The organism is Pseudomonas sp. UM16 (genome assembly GCF_050312595.1).
GTDB lineage: Bacteria > Pseudomonadota > Gammaproteobacteria > Pseudomonadales > Pseudomonadaceae > Aquipseudomonas.
The window spans coordinates 35,452-50,151 of the sequence record NZ_JBNPJT010000029.1 but is presented as its reverse complement, the minus strand read 5'-3'; the positions used below and the strand labels follow the sequence as shown (position 1 = coordinate 50,151).

The 14,700-nt window shown below is 60.5% G+C and carries 18 protein-coding genes and 1 pseudogene; 12 read left to right on the top strand and 7 right to left on the bottom strand.

The features are described from left to right. Nucleotides 1–1,077, bottom strand: a 1,077-nt coding sequence (locus ACQRAX_RS24405; RefSeq protein WP_427867761.1) for an IS30 family transposase, incomplete at its 3' end; no start/stop codon positions are given. Between the two features lie 454 nt (nt 1,078–1,531). On the opposite strand from ACQRAX_RS24405, the gene ACQRAX_RS24400 reads away from it, so the two are divergent. Continuing rightward, a complete protein-coding gene (locus ACQRAX_RS24400; RefSeq protein WP_412041521.1) occupies nt 1,532–2,689 on the top strand; it encodes an HPP family protein in 1,158 nt (385 codons plus the stop codon). Here the strand turns inward: ACQRAX_RS24400 and ACQRAX_RS24395 are convergent. Continuing rightward, nucleotides 2,663–3,529, bottom strand: coding sequence for a LysR family transcriptional regulator (locus ACQRAX_RS24395; RefSeq protein WP_412041520.1), 867 nt, complete (start codon nt 3,527–3,529; stop codon nt 2,663–2,665). The genes ACQRAX_RS24400 and ACQRAX_RS24395 overlap by 27 nt on opposite strands. 118 nt (nt 3,530–3,647) lie before the next feature. Here ACQRAX_RS24395 and ACQRAX_RS24390 point away from each other — a divergent pair, with 118 nt between their 5' ends. Next, a complete protein-coding gene (locus ACQRAX_RS24390) occupies nt 3,648–3,836 on the top strand; it encodes a hypothetical protein (RefSeq protein ID WP_412041519.1) in 189 nt (62 codons plus the stop codon). 58 nt (nt 3,837–3,894) lie between these two features. Here the strand turns inward: ACQRAX_RS24390 and ACQRAX_RS24385 are convergent, their stop codons facing one another. The 3 genes from ACQRAX_RS24385 to ACQRAX_RS24375 form a co-directional block, all read right to left on the bottom strand. Then, nucleotides 3,895–4,941 (bottom strand): class I SAM-dependent methyltransferase, encoded by a 1,047-nt coding sequence (locus ACQRAX_RS24385; RefSeq protein ID WP_412041518.1) that lies wholly within the window; start codon nt 4,939–4,941, stop codon nt 3,895–3,897. Nucleotides 4,942–5,036: 95 nt separating this feature from the next. After that, nucleotides 5,037–5,633, bottom strand: a complete 597-nt coding sequence (locus ACQRAX_RS24380; RefSeq protein ID WP_412041517.1) for a DUF4157 domain-containing protein — start codon at nt 5,631–5,633, stop codon at nt 5,037–5,039. Then, nucleotides 5,620–6,174 carry a TetR/AcrR family transcriptional regulator gene (locus ACQRAX_RS24375; RefSeq protein WP_412041516.1) on the bottom strand — a complete coding sequence of 185 codons (555 nt, stop codon included), beginning with the start codon at nt 6,172–6,174 and terminating at the stop codon, nt 5,620–5,622. The genes ACQRAX_RS24380 and ACQRAX_RS24375 overlap by 14 nt, the downstream gene beginning before the upstream one ends. 90 nt (nt 6,175–6,264) lie before the next feature. On the opposite strand from ACQRAX_RS24375, the gene ACQRAX_RS24370 reads away from it, so the two are divergent. From ACQRAX_RS24370 to ACQRAX_RS24355, 4 genes are all read left to right on the top strand, one after another. Then, on the top strand, nt 6,265–6,996 hold the full coding sequence (locus tag ACQRAX_RS24370; protein WP_412041515.1) for an SDR family oxidoreductase: 732 nt from the start codon (nt 6,265–6,267) through the stop codon (nt 6,994–6,996). Between the two features lie 27 nt (nt 6,997–7,023). Next, nucleotides 7,024–7,614 carry a 2-hydroxychromene-2-carboxylate isomerase gene (locus tag ACQRAX_RS24365; RefSeq protein ID WP_412041514.1) on the top strand — a complete coding sequence of 197 codons (591 nt, stop codon included), beginning with the start codon at nt 7,024–7,026 and terminating at the stop codon, nt 7,612–7,614. Between the two features lie 99 nt (nt 7,615–7,713). Further along, nucleotides 7,714–8,343 (top strand): LysE family translocator, encoded by a 630-nt coding sequence (locus ACQRAX_RS24360; protein WP_412041524.1) that lies wholly within the window; start codon nt 7,714–7,716, stop codon nt 8,341–8,343. A gap of 16 nt (nt 8,344–8,359) precedes the next feature. Then, complete coding sequence (locus ACQRAX_RS24355; RefSeq protein ID WP_412041513.1) at nt 8,360–9,235, top strand: alpha/beta fold hydrolase; 876 nt, start codon at nt 8,360–8,362, stop codon at nt 9,233–9,235. Between the two features lie 21 nt (nt 9,236–9,256). Here the strand turns inward: ACQRAX_RS24355 and ACQRAX_RS24350 are convergent, their stop codons facing one another. Continuing rightward, nucleotides 9,257–10,165, bottom strand: coding sequence for a LysR family transcriptional regulator (locus tag ACQRAX_RS24350; RefSeq protein ID WP_412041523.1), 909 nt, complete (start codon nt 10,163–10,165; stop codon nt 9,257–9,259). A 96-nt stretch (nt 10,166–10,261) separates the two neighbouring features. Here ACQRAX_RS24350 and ACQRAX_RS24345 point away from each other — a divergent pair, with 96 nt between their 5' ends. From ACQRAX_RS24345 to ACQRAX_RS24330, 4 genes are all read left to right on the top strand, one after another. Next, nucleotides 10,262–11,146, top strand: coding sequence for a pirin family protein (locus tag ACQRAX_RS24345; RefSeq protein ID WP_412041512.1), 885 nt, complete (start codon nt 10,262–10,264; stop codon nt 11,144–11,146). Nucleotides 11,147–11,239: 93 nt separating this feature from the next. Further along, complete coding sequence (locus tag ACQRAX_RS24340; protein ID WP_412041511.1) at nt 11,240–11,926, top strand: hydrolase; 687 nt, start codon at nt 11,240–11,242, stop codon at nt 11,924–11,926. Nucleotides 11,927–11,979: 53 nt separating this feature from the next. After that, nucleotides 11,980–12,606, top strand: a complete 627-nt coding sequence (gene ycaC / locus ACQRAX_RS24335; protein ID WP_412041510.1) for an isochorismate family cysteine hydrolase YcaC — start codon at nt 11,980–11,982, stop codon at nt 12,604–12,606. Between the two features lie 119 nt (nt 12,607–12,725). After that, nucleotides 12,726–13,649, top strand: a complete 924-nt coding sequence (locus ACQRAX_RS24330; RefSeq protein WP_412041509.1) for a DNA-3-methyladenine glycosylase family protein — start codon at nt 12,726–12,728, stop codon at nt 13,647–13,649. Here ACQRAX_RS24330 and ACQRAX_RS24325 read toward each other — a convergent pair. Beyond that, nucleotides 13,646–13,873, bottom strand: coding sequence for a DUF6555 family protein (locus ACQRAX_RS24325; RefSeq protein WP_412041508.1), 228 nt, complete (start codon nt 13,871–13,873; stop codon nt 13,646–13,648). The genes ACQRAX_RS24330 and ACQRAX_RS24325 overlap by 4 nt on opposite strands. A gap of 180 nt (nt 13,874–14,053) precedes the next feature. Here ACQRAX_RS24325 and ACQRAX_RS24320 point away from each other — a divergent pair, with 180 nt between their 5' ends. Together ACQRAX_RS24320 and ACQRAX_RS24315 are read left to right on the top strand one after the other, a co-directional pair. Next, nucleotides 14,054–14,314 (top strand): DUF1652 domain-containing protein, encoded by a 261-nt coding sequence (locus ACQRAX_RS24320; RefSeq protein WP_412041507.1) that lies wholly within the window; start codon nt 14,054–14,056, stop codon nt 14,312–14,314. Nucleotides 14,315–14,398: 84 nt separating this feature from the next. Then, nucleotides 14,399–14,557 (top strand): annotated as a pseudogene (locus ACQRAX_RS24315) (YghX family hydrolase); the annotation flags it as partial. Nucleotides 14,558–14,700: the final 143 nt, after the last annotated feature.

The window sequence follows — 14,700 nt, the reverse complement described above, 5'->3', positions numbered from 1 at the left end:
AAGCTCGCGAAAAGCTATGCCGCTATGGTCTCGCTGGCTTGTTCCATGCGGTGTTTGCGACATCTCTTTTCGTACAGAACCTAGCCGACTACGAGGCGTTGCTGCCGTGGAACTGCTCACCGGAGATGCCACGGTAAAACAAAGTCGCACCACTGGGCAGGTGGGGTTCGTGGATCGCTCACGTTCTTCTTGGCTATGTACCGACAAGTCCGTGCCCTTGGGCAAGTACTGGCGGATCAGCCCGTTGATGTTTTCGTTGCTGCCACGCTGCCAGGGGCTGTGCGGGTCGCAGAAGTAAATCGCGATGCCGGTCTTCTGGGTGATCTCGGCGTGTCGCGCCATCTCCCGACCATGGTCGTAGGTCATGCTTTTGCGCATCGCCGCCGGCATTCGATTGAGCGCGGCGCTGAAGCCCTCCATCGCCGAGGTCACCGTCGCGTCGTTCATCTTCACCAGCATCAGGTAACCACTGGTACGTTCGACCAGGGTACCAACGGACGAAGCGTTGGCCTTGCCCTTGATCAGATCGCCTTCCCAATGTCCCGGCATCAGACGGTCTTCAATCTCCGGCGGGCGCACATGGATGCTGACCATCTCGGGGATTTGGCCGCGTCGATCCACACCGCCAGCGCGCGGCCTGCGCGTCGTCTTGCTTTGGCGAAGGCAGACGATCAGCTCCTTGCGCAGCTCACCGACCGGCAGGGCATAGATGGCGTTGTAGATTGTCTCGCGACAGACGTAGGCATCTCTGAGGTTGGGTATGTTCATGCTGCGCAGCTTGCCCGCAAGCTGCTCGGGAGACAAACGCTCGCGCAGCATATGAATTACCAACTCGAAGCGCTCGCTACCTGGCAACAGCTTTCGCATCGGTCGACAGACCTGGCGGCGGGCATGCATCTGCTGCTGGGCCACGCGGGCCGAGTAGCCGCCACAGGCATCTCGGTTGCGACGCAGTTCGCGGCTGATGGTCGCAGGGGATCGGGTGATCAAGCAGGCAATCCTACGCAGGCTGAAGCCTTGGGCATGACCGATTTGAATGGCGGCGCGCTCTTCAACGCTGAGTTCGGAATAAGACATAGAGGCAGCACGGTACCGGAAAGGTCAGGTGTTGCACTCAGTTTTTGCCGCCGCCCCTCAATCGGTGATGTTGAACGAATGTTATCGCCAGCAAGACTGGCCCTCACAATGATCATGTGAACACCGAGCCTGTGGCAGCCGGCTTTGCCAGCGCTGCAGGCACCATCAAAGGGCTGCCATGGCACGACCCTATCGCCAACAATACTGGTTGCCACCGTAACGCCGCATGCCCGCGCTTACCTCGGCAGGCGCATCCCTCAAAAATATTGCTGCCACCCCTCATTTTTTTGAATTACCACCCCCTCAAGCATCCCCGGCAAAATCCCCGCCACGCTTGAGCTACAAGCGAAAAAATTCCATCTCCATGGACGGAGCCCTTTAGGTATTGCTCTCGCGATACTCAGCCCAGCCGTTTTGGCCGGGCATTTTTTTCTGCCAGGTGCCTGATTTCCTCATGTCTTCCCGCCGTCTGAATAACTGGTCTACCCGGCTATTGCCGGCCCCGCTGAATATCCCCCCGAAAGAATGGCTACGCGCAGGCTTTGGTGCCTTGCTCGGGTTGTTTCTGGCGGGCATGGCCTGCAGTTATGCCTTCGGAAGTGCCGTCGCGCTGCACCTGCTCGGGCCCTTGGCGGCGTCGGCGGTGTTGTTGTTTGCGGTGCATTCCGGGGCACTGGCGCAGCCTTGGCCGTTCATTGGCAGTTATGCCAGTGCGACGCTAGTGGGGCTGGTGCTGCACCACTGGTTCGGCTCGGCACTCTGGGTGGCAGCCTTGGCCCTTGGCCTGGCGCTGGTGGTGATGTGTGTGTTGCGCTGCCTGCACCCACCCGGCGGCGGGGTGGCGGTGAGCGTGGTGTTGGCGGATTCGACACTTGCTGCATTGGGCGACCGGGTGTTTGAGCCAATCATGCTCAACGCCCTGGTGCTGGTGGCGGTCGCCGTGATGTACAACCGTTTGACCGGGGTGCGTTATCCCAAGACTGCAGCACCCCGCAAAGACCTGCACCACACCAATGATGTGCTGCCCGGTGAGCGCGTTGGGGTCAGTAGCGCCGACTTGGACCAGGCGCTGGAGGAACTGGGCGAGTTTGTCGATATCACCCGCGATGAGCTGGAGCGGATCATTCTGGCAACCGAACAGCATGCCTTGCAGCGCAGCCTTGGCGGGATTACTGCGGCGTCTGTGATGTCACGCGATGTGCAGCAGGCCACGCCTGGGATGACCCTGCAACAGGCCTGGCAGCAGCTATCGAGTCACCATTTGAAGGCATTGCCGGTGCTGGATGAGCACAAGCAGATGGTAGGTATTGTCACGCTGACAGACCTGATCGGGGCGGCCATGGCGCAAGGGCGTTTCAGTTGGCGGGGGCTGTTGCGTCGGCAGCAGGTGCGGGTCGAACAGATCATGAGTCGACCGGTGATTACCGTGCGCAGTGATGAGCCAGCGGTGGCGTTGATTCCGTTGCTGAGCGAGCAGGGGCTGCATTGTCTGCCGGTGCTCGACGGTCAGCAACTGGTTGGGGTGATCACCCAGACCGACCTGATCGCCGGCCTCAAACGCCATTTGCTCAGTGCCGTAGCACCCTCAGATCACCGGGTCCCAGCGCTGTGACCAGTCGCTTTCACCGTCGGCCACCAGTTGACGCAGCACCCTGAAAGCCTGTTGCAGCGCGGCGCTGTCGCGCTCGCGGGCGTGGACCAGGTAGGTCGGGTAGGTGAACTCCGGCGCCTGGGGCACGCGTTCGAAGATCCCGCGGTCCAGGTAACTCTGCACCACACGGGTGCGGAAGTAACCACTGCCGCCATGTTCGAGAATGAACTGTAAGGCCAAAGGCCCCAGGTTGAAACTCAGGGCAGGGCGCGCGCATTCCGGCAGGGCGGCGTCGTGCTGGCGGCGAAAAGCCTGGCCCCAGTCAATGTAGATATAGGGGTCGGGTTTGTCCTTGCGGCGGATGCGGATGAGCTTTTCTTCCATCAGTTGCTCAACCTGCAAGCCGGGCCCGTAGGTGGGTTGGTAGACCAACACGGCGTCGAGCACACCCATTTCCAACTTGCGCAGCAATGACTCGCCATCGCTGACTTCGCTGCGGATGGCGTGGCTGGGCAGGGTCCGGTGCAGGGCACTGACCCAGTCAAGCACCATCGGATTGCCCAGGCTCACTTCGCCACCAATGTGCAACACCTGGTGGCAGCCTTCGGGCAACGGCAGGTCGCGGCGTGCGGCCTCCCAGGTTTGTACCAGCTGGTTGGCATAGACTACGAAGGCCTCGCCGTCGGCCGTCAGGCTGGCGCCGCTGCGGCTGCGGATGAACAACTGACAGGAAAGCTGTTGCTCCAGCTTCTGCACCCGGGCGGTGATGGCAGTCTGGGTGACGTGCAAGCGTTCAGCGGCGGCCATCAGGCTGCCGCTGCGGACGATTTCAAGGAAAGTGCGGGCCAGCTCGATATCCATGGAGGTTGCCGGGTGGAGAAGGTTTCTCATTCTAGTGGGTTTGCACCGGATTAGGGCAGGGTTGCAGCAGTTGTCACTGTCTATAGTGAAGGCATGTTTTTCAGCGGGAGCCTTAACCATGGAGTTAATCAGTCGAGAACCCTGGTGGCGCGAGCCGCCCAAACCGGGTCAGCGAGAAGAAGACCTGGTGTGGGGTTATCTGGAGATCTACAAGGACGGCCACGCGGTGTTCGTCGAGCAGCGCCCCAGTGACAAAGAGCTGGCTGAGCGCAAGAGCTGCCGACATTTCCCTGAGGCTGAGGATTAGTGCCCGCTCCAGAAGACCACACACGGGTCCGATAGGAGCGGGCCTACGCCGATCCCGGCTACTTGCGCGCCTCCAGAATCAAGTTGAACGGCGTTTCGCTAGCCCGGCGAAAGTGTTTGAAGCCGGCTTCTTCGAATACCGCCCGCAAGCGTGATTCCCCAGCCTGTGCGCCAAGGCCAAGACCGACTTCCTGGGACAGCGAGTTGGGCGTGCAGATAAAGGTCGAGGCGGCATAGAACAGGCGACCCACCGGCGTACTGTTTTCATCCAGGCTGTCATGGGCAAAGGGCTCGACCAGCAGCACCGAGCCATCGTCCTTCAGCGCCTCGAAGGCATGGCGTGCGGCACCGACCGGGTCGCCCATGTCGTGCAGGCAGTCGAAATAGCAGATCAGGTCAAAGTCCTTGCCGGGAAAGTCCTTGGCGCTGGCCTGAATGAACTGGGCGCGGTCGCCGACCCCGCCTTCGGCGGCACGTTGATTGGACACGCTGATCGATGGCCCGTGGTAGTCGAAGCCATAGAACTGCGATGAGGGAAACGCCTGGGCCATGATCACCGTCGAGGCACCATGACCGCAGCCGACGTCAGCGACTTTGGCACCGGTTTGCAGTTTGTCGATCACCCCGGTCAGGGTTGGCAGCCATTCAGCCACCAGGTGCGCGCGGTAGCCGGGACGGAAGAAACGTTCGGTGCCGCTGAACATGCACGGGTGATGGTCGCCCCAAGGTAGCGCGCCGTCACCGCGTATGGCCGCCACCAGTTTGTCTTTGTCGTGGTACAGCGCGGCAATCACCGATGCGCCACCGGCGACATACACCGGTGAGTCCTCGATAGCCAGGGCCATGGCTTGCTCTTCGGGCAAGCGAAAACGGCCATCCTGGTGTTGCATATAGCCCGAGGCCGCCTGGGCACTGAGCCATTCGCGCAGCAGCCGGGCGTTGCAGCCGGTCTTTTCGGCCAGTTGTTCGGGGGTGATGAATTGGCTATCGGCCATGGCCCGGTACAAGCCCAGTTCATCGCCGAGAATCAGGTTGGCCAGCAGGGCGGCAGCACCCATGTCGTTGACCAGTTTTCCCATGAAGTCCTGCAGCTTGGCTTCGTCCATTGCGTGTGCTCCTGATAGAAGTCCAACGTCAACGGGGCCGTCACTGCCAGCGACGACCTCGGGCCATTTGGTATGGGGCAACTAATAAGTGTAGTTCAGCGCGCCTGGCCGGACGCCCGTTCACGCAGGGCTTTGCTGACGTTGGCCTGGATCTCGTAAGCCGGTGCTTCAACGGCATCGAAGTCGCGCGAATAGCGCCGGGCGAATTCTGCCACGCCCCAGGTCTGATATTGCTGCACATGCTGCAGTTCATGGGCCCAGAGAGCGACGTTGTCTTCGGCATCGACCTGATGACGGAAGACGATAATGTCGATCAGGGTCACAGCATTGACGTCCGGGTTTTGCAGCAGGGCATTGGCGCTGTCCAGCGCCTGCCGATCACCGACTTTGTAGCGCGCTGCGTCGAGCACCTGAAAGTCGTAGAAAGGTTCAAGCTGGGCACGGATGTGTAGCGGAATCGGCATTACCGTCCCGGCCGCCGCGCTATCGCGTGCCTGCTGCAGCGCCACGGCCAGGGAGCTGCTGGCCATGCGCCCGAGGTCGTCAAGCACAGTGCCGGCCTGGCCTGGATCGAAGGGGGAGCAGATGCAACTGCCCAGGCAGATCTCATACTGGCCGACCGGGCAAGCGGCGAGGGCACTGGCGGGGAAGAGCAGGGCAAGGCTCAGTAGCAGGGATTCATAGCCTTTCATGCAGGGCCCCGGCAAGAAAATCACGCGAGGCCTTGAGGACTTCCTGCTGGCTGTCCTCGCTGGCCAGCATGCGCGCGATCACCAATGCTCCCACGCATTGGCTGAGCAGGGCCCAGGCCAGTTGCGGATCGTCAAGCGTATCGGCCCAGGCCTGATGCAGAGTACGCAGCCAGTGCTCGGCCTCCGCGCGAACCGGCAGCGGCGCCTGGGCAATCTCGGCGCCCAACGCCGGTATCGCGCAGCCGCCTTCGCGATTGTGCACATGGGCCAGGCTCAAATACTGGTCCAGGCAGCGCTCAAGCCGTTGGCGGTTCATCGGTTGCTGGGCCATGGGGCTGTGGGACAGCTCACGGCGCACTACTTCGCTGAACAAGTCGTCCTTGGACGGAAAATGATTGTAGAAGGCCCCACCGGTCAGACCGATGGCCTTCATCAACCCGGCCACGCCGGTGGCATTGAAGCCCCCGCGCTTGGCCAGGGCACCGCTGCTTTCCAACAGCTTTTGCCGGGTTTGTTCTTTGTGGGTGGTGGAGTAGCGCACGCCGACCTGCTCCTGGTTACTGGCTTGACGAAGCCTGAATCATAGCATAGCGTTCGTTTACTAAATGATCGTTTACCAAAGGGGCGATAGATGACTCAAGGCAAGAAAGTGGTATTGGTCGTGGGGGCCGGTGATGCAACGGGCGGTGCGATTGCCAAGCGTTTTGCCCGCGAGGGTTACATCGCCTGCGTGACCCGCCGCAGTGCCGACAAGTTGCAGCCATTGGTGGACGAGATTCGCGCCGAGGGCGGTGAGGCGCATGGTTTTGCCTCCGATGCGCGCAAGGAAGAGCAGGTGGCAGCGCTGGTTGAGCAGATCGAAAGTACTCTCGGTCCGATTGAAGCGTTCGTGTTCAACATTGGCGCCAACGTGCCTTGCAGTATTCTCGACGAGACGGCGCGCAAGTACTTCAAGATCTGGGAGATGGCCTGTTTCGCCGGCTTTTTGACCGCTCAGGCGGTGGCGCGGCGCATGGTCACCCGCGAACGCGGGACTATCCTGTTTACCGGTGCCACTGCCGGGTTGCGTGGCGCTGCGGGGTTTGCCGCATTTGCCGGCGCCAAGCATGGCATCCGCGCCTTGGCTCAGAGCATGGCGCGCGAGCTTGGCCCGCGTAACATCCATATCGCTCACGTGGTGGTCGACGGCGCCATCGATACCGCGTTCATTCGCGACAGTTTTCCCGAGCGTTATGCGCTAAAAGCCCAGGACGGCATCCTCGATCCCGCACACATTGCCGACAGCTACTGGTTCCTGCACGCACAGCCACGTGACGCCTGGACCTTCGAGCTCGATCTGCGGCCATGGATGGAACCCTGGTAAGCCCTCACAACCATAAGGAACCGTGCAATGAGCAAGACCGTCGAATTTTTCTTTGACCTTGGCAGCCCGGCCAGTTACCTGGCCTGGACGCAACTGCCAGCGCTGTGTGCCCGTCACGATGCGCAACTGGTGTACCGACCGATGCTGCTGGGCGGGGTGTTCCAGGCCACCGGCAATGCCTCGCCGGTTACTGTGCCGGCCAAGGCACGTCACGTGTTGGTGGATTTGCAGCGTTATGCCAAACGCTACGGCGTGACCCTGGCGTTCCCGCCGGGGTTTCCGATCAATACCCTCAACTTGATGCGTGCGACCACCGCTGTGCAGGTGTTCCAGCCTGAACGTTTGCAGGCCTTCCTAGCCGCTGTATTCCCGACGTTGTGGGAGCAGCAGCGTAATCTGGGCGACCTTGGAGAGCTGGCGGCTGTATTGCAGCAAACCGGTTTCGACCCCGAACAGATTCAGGCCTGGTGTGCTGATGCTCAGGTCAAGGAGGCGCTCAAGGCTGTGACCGAGCAAGCCGTGCGCCGCGGCGTGTTTGGTGCGCCCACCTGCTTTGTCGGCGAGCAAATGTTCTTCGGCCAGGACCGCCTGGAGTTTGTTGCCGAGGCGCTGGCGTAACCAGGACAGTCAAGTGTAGCGGCATTATTTTTAGCAACTGTATGGCTGAGGCAGGGCAGGACTCCGTTAGTGTCAATCACAGCCACTGACCTCCTTGGAATGCCTGCCATGCTCAGCTCACTCGACCTGATAACCGCCTTTGTGCTGTTCGCTTTCGTGTCCTCGATCACCCCCGGGCCCAACAACACCATGTTGCTGGCCTCCGGGGTGAATTTTGGCGTGCGCCGCTCGATCCCGCATGCCTTGGGCATCAGTGTCGGCTTCATGGTTATGGTGCTGGCGGTGGGCTTTGGCCTCGGTGAGGTGTTCAAGGCGTATCCACCGATCTACACGGTGCTGCGCTATGTGGGCGCGGCTTACCTGTTGTACCTGGCATGGAAAATCGCCACCTCCGGGCCGTTGTCGGTGAGCAACTCTGCGACTCGCAAGCCCTTGGGTTTTTGGGGCGCGGCGGCGTTCCAGTGGGTCAACCCCAAGGCCTGGGTCATGGCGGTAGGGGCAATCACTACCTATACACCTGCCCAAGGCTATGTCACCAACGTGATCGTGATCGCGGCGGTGTTTGCCTTGGTCAACCTGCCCAGCGTCTGTGTCTGGGTGATGTTTGGTAGCGCTTTACGCAGCGTGTTGCAGAAGCCACGTTGGCTGATGGCGTTCAATATGTTGATGGCAGCGCTGTTGGTGATATCGCTTTACCCGCTGCTGTTTGTAGAATCGAGCTTTTCCTGAATGAGTACGCTGGCACATGCAGTTGATTCCCTGGTCCCATGACACACGTGCTGGCTTTACCTTGCGCGGCTGGCGCTCACCCGTCAGCGGCAAACCCTTGCTGCACTTTCTCCACGGCAATGGCTTTTGCTGTCTGGTCTACCAGCCATTGCTGGCACGCCTGGCCGAACACTTCGACCTCTGGCTGTGCGATGTCCAGGGCCATGGCGACAGTGATCATGGCGGCCCGTTTCAGGGTTGGAACCGCACCGCCGAATTGGCCATCGAGGCCTTCGAAGCAGGCCGTGGCGAGTACGCCGATGTGCCACTTTTTGCTGTCGGCCACAGTTTTGGCGGGGTGCTCACCGGGCTGATGCTGGCACGGCAGCCGCAATTGTTTGCACGGGCAGTATTGCTCGACCCGGTGCTGTTCAGTCGCTCGATGATGGGCATCATGGGCGCCGCCGCGCTGGTTGGCCTGCACCGCCACCATGCCTTGGCGCGCAAGGCTGCGAACCGTCGCAGTCACTGGCCGGATCGCAGCGCGGCACGTGCCTCGCTCGAAGGCCGGGGAATTTTCAAGGGCTGGAGCGAAGCTGGCTTGCAGGCCTATCTTGAGCATGCCATCGGTGACTGTGGCGAAGGCGTGGTGCTCAAGTGTCGACCCAGCCGCGAAGTGGAAATCTTCAGCTCATTTCCACGGCGCATGTGGGCCTCGTTGACTCAAGTACAAACACCGACGTTGGTGCTTTATGGCGAGGATACTTATCCCTTCGTGCCGCAGTCTGTACAGCGCTGGGTGCAAGACAATCGCCAGGTCACCGCGCAGCAGGTGAATGGCGGGCATTGTTTCATGCAGGAAGATCCGGCGGCCTGTAGCGAACAGCTGCAAGCATTCCTGCAGGCGAACTGAACACGGCTATAGCCGCGATCATCAGGCGATATCGCTGGCCTCGAACTCTGCTGCAAGAAAGTCCAGCAAGCTGCGCACCGAGGGCAGTAACCCGCGCCGCGAGGCGAACACCGCATGCACCACGCCGCATTCCGGCGCCCAGTTCGGCGTGGCGCGGACCAGACGCCCAGCATCGAGGTCTTCGCGTACCACCACCAGCGGCAAATGCACCACACCGACCCCGGCCAGCGCCGCCTGACGCAACACCACCAGGTCATCGGTGACCAGTCGTGGGTTGTGTCGCAGGCTGGCACTGGCGCCATCCGGGCCTTGCAGGTTCCAGTGGTAATCACGCTGCGGATTGCCCCAATGCAAGCTCGGCAGGGCGTTGAGATCCGCTGGGACCGGGCGTTCCGGCAGGCGCGAAAGCAATTCAGGCGTGGCCACCAGGTGCTGGGTGCTGCGCGCCAGTACTTTCATCACCAGATCGCTGCTTTCCAGCGGTGGCACCCGCACGCGCAAGGCGATGTCGATGCCTTCCTGAATCAGGTCGACATGGCGATTGGTGCTTTCAATGTGCAGTTGTACCAGCGGGCACTGCACCATGAACTTGGTCAGCATCGCCCCCACCCAGAAATCCAGCAGCGCCGTCGGGCAACTCAGGCGCACCACCCCTTGTGGCTCGGCGCGGCTGCGCTCGATCAACTCGGCAGCGCCTTCAGCTTCTACCAGCATCGCCACGCAATGGCGGTAATAGGCCTGGCCGATTTCGGTTACTGAAAAGTGCCGGGTCGAACGCTGAATCAGGCGCACACCCAAGCGTTCTTCGAGGCCAGCGATGCGTCGGCTGAGTTTTGATTTGGGCATGTCCAGAGCGCGACCGGCCGGGGCAAAGCCGCCGTGATCGACAACCTGGGCAAAGTAGTAAAGGTCGTTAAGGTCTTCCACCAGTGTTCTCCATATGGAACGCTGAGGGCAGTTTAGCTGATCTACCGCGAAAGCTGTTGCGCTCGTAAGGTGTATCCATACACGAGAGGAGGCAATCTCATGAAAAAGATCCAAGGCGTCTACAGCAGCCCCAACCCACATTGGGTCGGTGACGGCTTCCCGGTACGCAGCCTGTTTACCTACGACAACCTGGCACAGCACATCAGTCCGTTCCTGCTGCTGGACTATGCCGGTCCCCACGATTTCACCCCGACCACGGCGCGTCGTGGTGTTGGCCAGCATCCCCATCGCGGTTTCGAGACCGTGACCATCGTCTACCAGGGCGAACTGGAGCACAGGGATTCAACCGGTGCAGGCGGCCTGATCGGCCCAGGCGATGTGCAGTGGATGACTGCAGCCAACGGCATTCTCCACGAAGAGTTTCATTCCCCGGCGTTTGCCGCCAAGGGTGGCACGCTGGAGATGGTGCAGCTGTGGGTCAACTTGCCCGCCAAGGACAAGTTGGCGCCGGCCGGCTACCAAACCCTGCTTGCCAGCGACATCCCGAGCGTGCCACTGGGCGCCGGTAGCGGCAACCTGCGGGTCATCGCTGGCGAGTACCGTGGGCACAAAGGCCCGGCGCAGACCTTTACGCCGATGGATGTTTGGGACCTGCAGCTCAAGCCTGGTGCGTCAGTTCGCCTGCCTAGTGCGGCAGGGCGTAGCACCGCATTGGTGGTTCTGCGCGGCAAACTGCTGGTCAACGCTGAACGTGCCGTCGGCCCTGCACAATTGGTGCTGTTCGACCGTGCCGGTGATGAGCTGCTGCTCGAAGCGCAAACCGACGTGTCGGTGCTGCTGCTCAGTGGCGAACCGCTGGACGAGCCCATCGTCGGTTACGGCCCGTTCGTGATGAACAGCGAGGCGCAAATTGCCGAAGCCTTCGAGGACTTCAAGGCCGGTCGCTTCGGCCAGATGAATGGATCGGGCGGCGCGCACCACTAGAATTACTCTCAATAACCCAAAGGTCGTCCTTGGGCCGACCTTTGACTTTGGCGGCAAGCACAACTTGCCGCCTGACCTCAAGGAGAATGTGTCATGAGTACATTTGCCAATGTTGCCAATTTCAATGGCCAGGTCCCGCGTATCGATCCCGATAACGCTGCGATGTTGCTGATCGACCACCAGAGTGGTCTGTTTCAGACGGTCAAGGATATGCCCATGACCGAACTGCGCGCCAACGCCATTACCCTGGCCAAGGTCGCAAGTCTGGCCAAGATCCCGGTGATCACCACCGCATCCGTGCCTCAAGGCCCTAACGGCCCGCTGATTCCGGAAATCCACGAAGCCGCGCCGCATGCCAAGTACGTCGCTCGCAAAGGTGAAATCAATGCCTGGGACAACGAAGAGTTCGTCAAGGCAGTAGAGGCCACCGGCAAGAAGCAACTGATCATCGCCGGCACCATCACCAGCGTGTGCATGGCATTCCCAAGCATCAGCGCAGTCGCTGCAGGCTATCAGGTGTTCGCGGTGATCGACGCCAGCGGCACCTACTCGAAGATGGCCGAAGAAATCACCCTGGCCCGCATCATGCAGGCTGGCGTGGTGCCGATGGACACCGCTGCGGTGTGCTCGGAAGTACAACGCACCTGGAACCGCGCGGACGCCCAACAGTGGGCCGAAGCCTACAGCGCGGTGTTCCCGCACTACCAATTGCTGATCGAAAGCTACCTCAAGGCACAACAGGTCGCCAACGACCACGAACAACTGGATTCGGCACGCTGATCCTGACCCTCCGGTGCTTCCGGCACCGGACCACCTACGCAAGGAGTTAGACCATGAGCAAACCATACGTCCGTCTGGACAAGAACAACGCTGCGGTTCTGCTGGTCGATCACCAGACCGGTCTGCTGTCGCTGGTGCGTGACATCGATCCGGATAAGTTCAAGAACAACGTGTTGGCGGTGGGCGACCTGGCCAAGTACTTCAACCTGCCGACCATCCTCACCACCAGCTTTGAAACCGGCCCTAATGGCCCGCTGGTGCCTGAGCTTAAGGAACAGTTTCCGGACGCGCCATACATTGCCCGTCCTGGCCAGATCAACGCTTGGGACAACGAAGACTTCGTCAAGGCAGTGAAAGCCACCGGCAAGAAACAACTGATCATCGCCGGTGTCGTGACTGAAGTGTGCGTGGCGTTCCCGGCGCTGTCGGCCCTGGCTGAAGGTTTTGATGTCTTTGTGGTCACCGATGCTTCGGGGACCTTCAACGCCCTGACCCGTGATTCGGCTTGGGACCGTATGTCGCAAGCTGGCGCCCAACTGATGACCTGGTTCGGCCTGGCCTGTGAGCTGCACCGCGACTGGCGCAACGACGTTGAAGGTCTGGGTACATTGTTCTCCAACCACATCCCCGACTATCGCAACCTGATCACCAGCTACAACACCCTCACCAACGGTAAGTAACGCCGTTAGACGCATCGCAGCCAGGCGCGTGTAGTGCCTGGCTGCGATGCGTTTCGCCGTTTGTGCGAAATTCTTTGTAAGATCCCTGTTGGTGTCGAACAACAGGCGAAGACCCGCGGATGAAAGCGCTCAACTCCCTTCAAAGCTACCGTCGCAGTGTCCAGCACGGAGCAGTGCTGACTGTCTGGTTGCGCTACCGTGCGCCGTATCATTGGCCATCGATGCTGAATTTTTTGCAGGCGCGTTCGATTCCGGGAGTCGAGGTAGTCGAAGCCGGTGCCTATTGGCGTACGGTGGTGATCGGCGGGCGGCAGGGCATCATTCATTGCCGACGCCGGAACGGGCAGCAGTTGGCAGTGAGTATTCACGGTTTACCAGCGAGGCTGGTGCCAGGCTTGGTCGCACGGCTGCGGCGGGTGTTTGACCTGGATGCTGACCCTGTGTCGATTGAGTGTCAGTTGCGTCGTGACCCGCTGATGGCGCGGCTGATCGCGCAGCGCCCAGGTTTGCGCGTGCCCGGCGGCTGGGCGGCGTTCGAACAGGTGATGCGCACGGTGCTGGGCCAGCAGATCAGCGTTGCTGGGGCGATGACCCTGGCCCGACGTTTGGTCGTTCGTCATGGTCTGCCGTTGGCACCAGCCCTGGCTACTGATAAACGTCTGACCCACGTGTTTCCTGAACCGCAGGCCATTGCCGAAGACGACCTAAGCGATCTGGGTATGCCCCGCTCGCGGGCGGCAACCCTGTCGGGTATGGCCAAGGCGATGCTCGAAGATCCCAGCCTGCTACAGCCCGACAGCGACCTGCAAACCTGGGTCAAACGCTTGTGCCACCAGCGCGGGATCGGGCCCTGGAGCGCCCAGTACTTGGCCCTGCGTCAACTCGGTGATGGCGATGCCTTTCCGTTAGGCGACGTGGCGTTGCTCAAAGCCATCCGCTTACTGGAGCCTGAGCCGACGCCGCTGGCTGAGCGCGCCCTGCGCTGGCGACCTTGGCGCGCTTACGCGGCCCAGCATTTGTGGGCATCGCTCAGTGCGCCTTAACCGGACTGACGCCACGTCACCTCGGTGATGCCGAAGCGCTCGGCCAAGGGTTTGCTGACTTTCTTGACCTTGTCCAGATTGGAGCGCGGTATTATGCCAACCCCGGCATCACAGCTTGCCCAGTGCCAGGCCTCGGCATTATCCATCCGTTCGGCCCGAATGACGAATGACTTGGGAGTGCCACGCAGTTGATAGTCGATGACGAAATATTTCGCATTGTTCATATGCCTTTGACGATCCTTTCTAAGCAGTGAGCCGAAAAAACCTTTCACTGCAATGAATGAGTGCTGGATCGTTGAAAAAATTCAATCGGATTTTATTCAGCGCCAAGCATTTTCAATTGGCATACACTGAGCAGTTGGTGGTACTTGAAGCTTTGGGCTGTCCACTACGAGGATCGCACCATGTCATTGATTGGGTATTCCACGCTTGAACTGCGCCAGCTCATCGAGCGTGCGTTTGAACCAGACTGCTGTGAGGTGTCCTGTGCTGATGGGGTATGGCTGACCATCCGTTTAGGAAAGGGTGAGGACCTGATTGTCACTGAAGTACGCCTGGACAGCCTTTCAACCTGTCATGACGTATTCACTCTGGTCGGTCAGGTGCGAGAAGAGCAGCGCCTGGGACGTAGCCAGACTGGCATCAGTCGCAGTGCCATTGCTTGAGCGTTGTGCTGACCCGTTGCGGGGCAAGCCTGCTTTAATCAATCAGACTCAGGTCTGCTGATTGATCTTAGCGAGTGCGTAGCCATGGAACGTCTCACCGCCAAAGACTTTGCCCCGCAACTGCTTGAGCTCTACGACTACTACGCTCACGGTCGAATCAATCGGCGCGAATTTCTCGATCGTGCGGCGGCGTTCACGTTCGCCGGAATGACGGCGAGTGCCTTGTCGGCACCACGACAACCCCCGGCACCTTGCCTTCGACTTTTGCCGGGCGCACCAGGTAACCACGGACCTGCGTGGTTCCGGCGTTACCTGGCATAGCGGCGGGTACATATCTGGATACAGCTGGCCAATTGCCAATTCGCCATTGCTCTGTTCGCATGCCT

Coding starts and splice junctions, on each gene's coding strand:
- ACQRAX_RS24400 (WP_412041521.1), top strand. CDS start 1,532: ATGTCTTCCCGCCGTCTGAATAACTGGTCTACCCGGCTATTGCCGGCC.
- ACQRAX_RS24395 (WP_412041520.1), bottom strand. CDS start 3,529: ATGGATATCGAGCTGGCCCGCACTTTCCTTGAAATCGTCCGCAGCGGC.
- ACQRAX_RS24390 (WP_412041519.1), top strand. CDS start 3,648: ATGGAGTTAATCAGTCGAGAACCCTGGTGGCGCGAGCCGCCCAAACCG.
- ACQRAX_RS24385 (WP_412041518.1), bottom strand. CDS start 4,941: ATGGACGAAGCCAAGCTGCAGGACTTCATGGGAAAACTGGTCAACGAC.
- ACQRAX_RS24380 (WP_412041517.1), bottom strand. CDS start 5,633: ATGAAAGGCTATGAATCCCTGCTACTGAGCCTTGCCCTGCTCTTCCCC.
- ACQRAX_RS24370 (WP_412041515.1), top strand. CDS start 6,265: ATGACTCAAGGCAAGAAAGTGGTATTGGTCGTGGGGGCCGGTGATGCA.
- ACQRAX_RS24365 (WP_412041514.1), top strand. CDS start 7,024: ATGAGCAAGACCGTCGAATTTTTCTTTGACCTTGGCAGCCCGGCCAGT.
- ACQRAX_RS24360 (WP_412041524.1), top strand. CDS start 7,714: ATGCCTGCCATGCTCAGCTCACTCGACCTGATAACCGCCTTTGTGCTG.
- ACQRAX_RS24355 (WP_412041513.1), top strand. CDS start 8,360: ATGCAGTTGATTCCCTGGTCCCATGACACACGTGCTGGCTTTACCTTG.
- ACQRAX_RS24345 (WP_412041512.1), top strand. CDS start 10,262: ATGAAAAAGATCCAAGGCGTCTACAGCAGCCCCAACCCACATTGGGTC.
- ACQRAX_RS24340 (WP_412041511.1), top strand. CDS start 11,240: ATGAGTACATTTGCCAATGTTGCCAATTTCAATGGCCAGGTCCCGCGT.
- ycaC (WP_412041510.1), top strand. CDS start 11,980: ATGAGCAAACCATACGTCCGTCTGGACAAGAACAACGCTGCGGTTCTG.
- ACQRAX_RS24330 (WP_412041509.1), top strand. CDS start 12,726: ATGAAAGCGCTCAACTCCCTTCAAAGCTACCGTCGCAGTGTCCAGCAC.
- ACQRAX_RS24325 (WP_412041508.1), bottom strand. CDS start 13,873: ATGAACAATGCGAAATATTTCGTCATCGACTATCAACTGCGTGGCACT.
- ACQRAX_RS24320 (WP_412041507.1), top strand. CDS start 14,054: ATGTCATTGATTGGGTATTCCACGCTTGAACTGCGCCAGCTCATCGAG.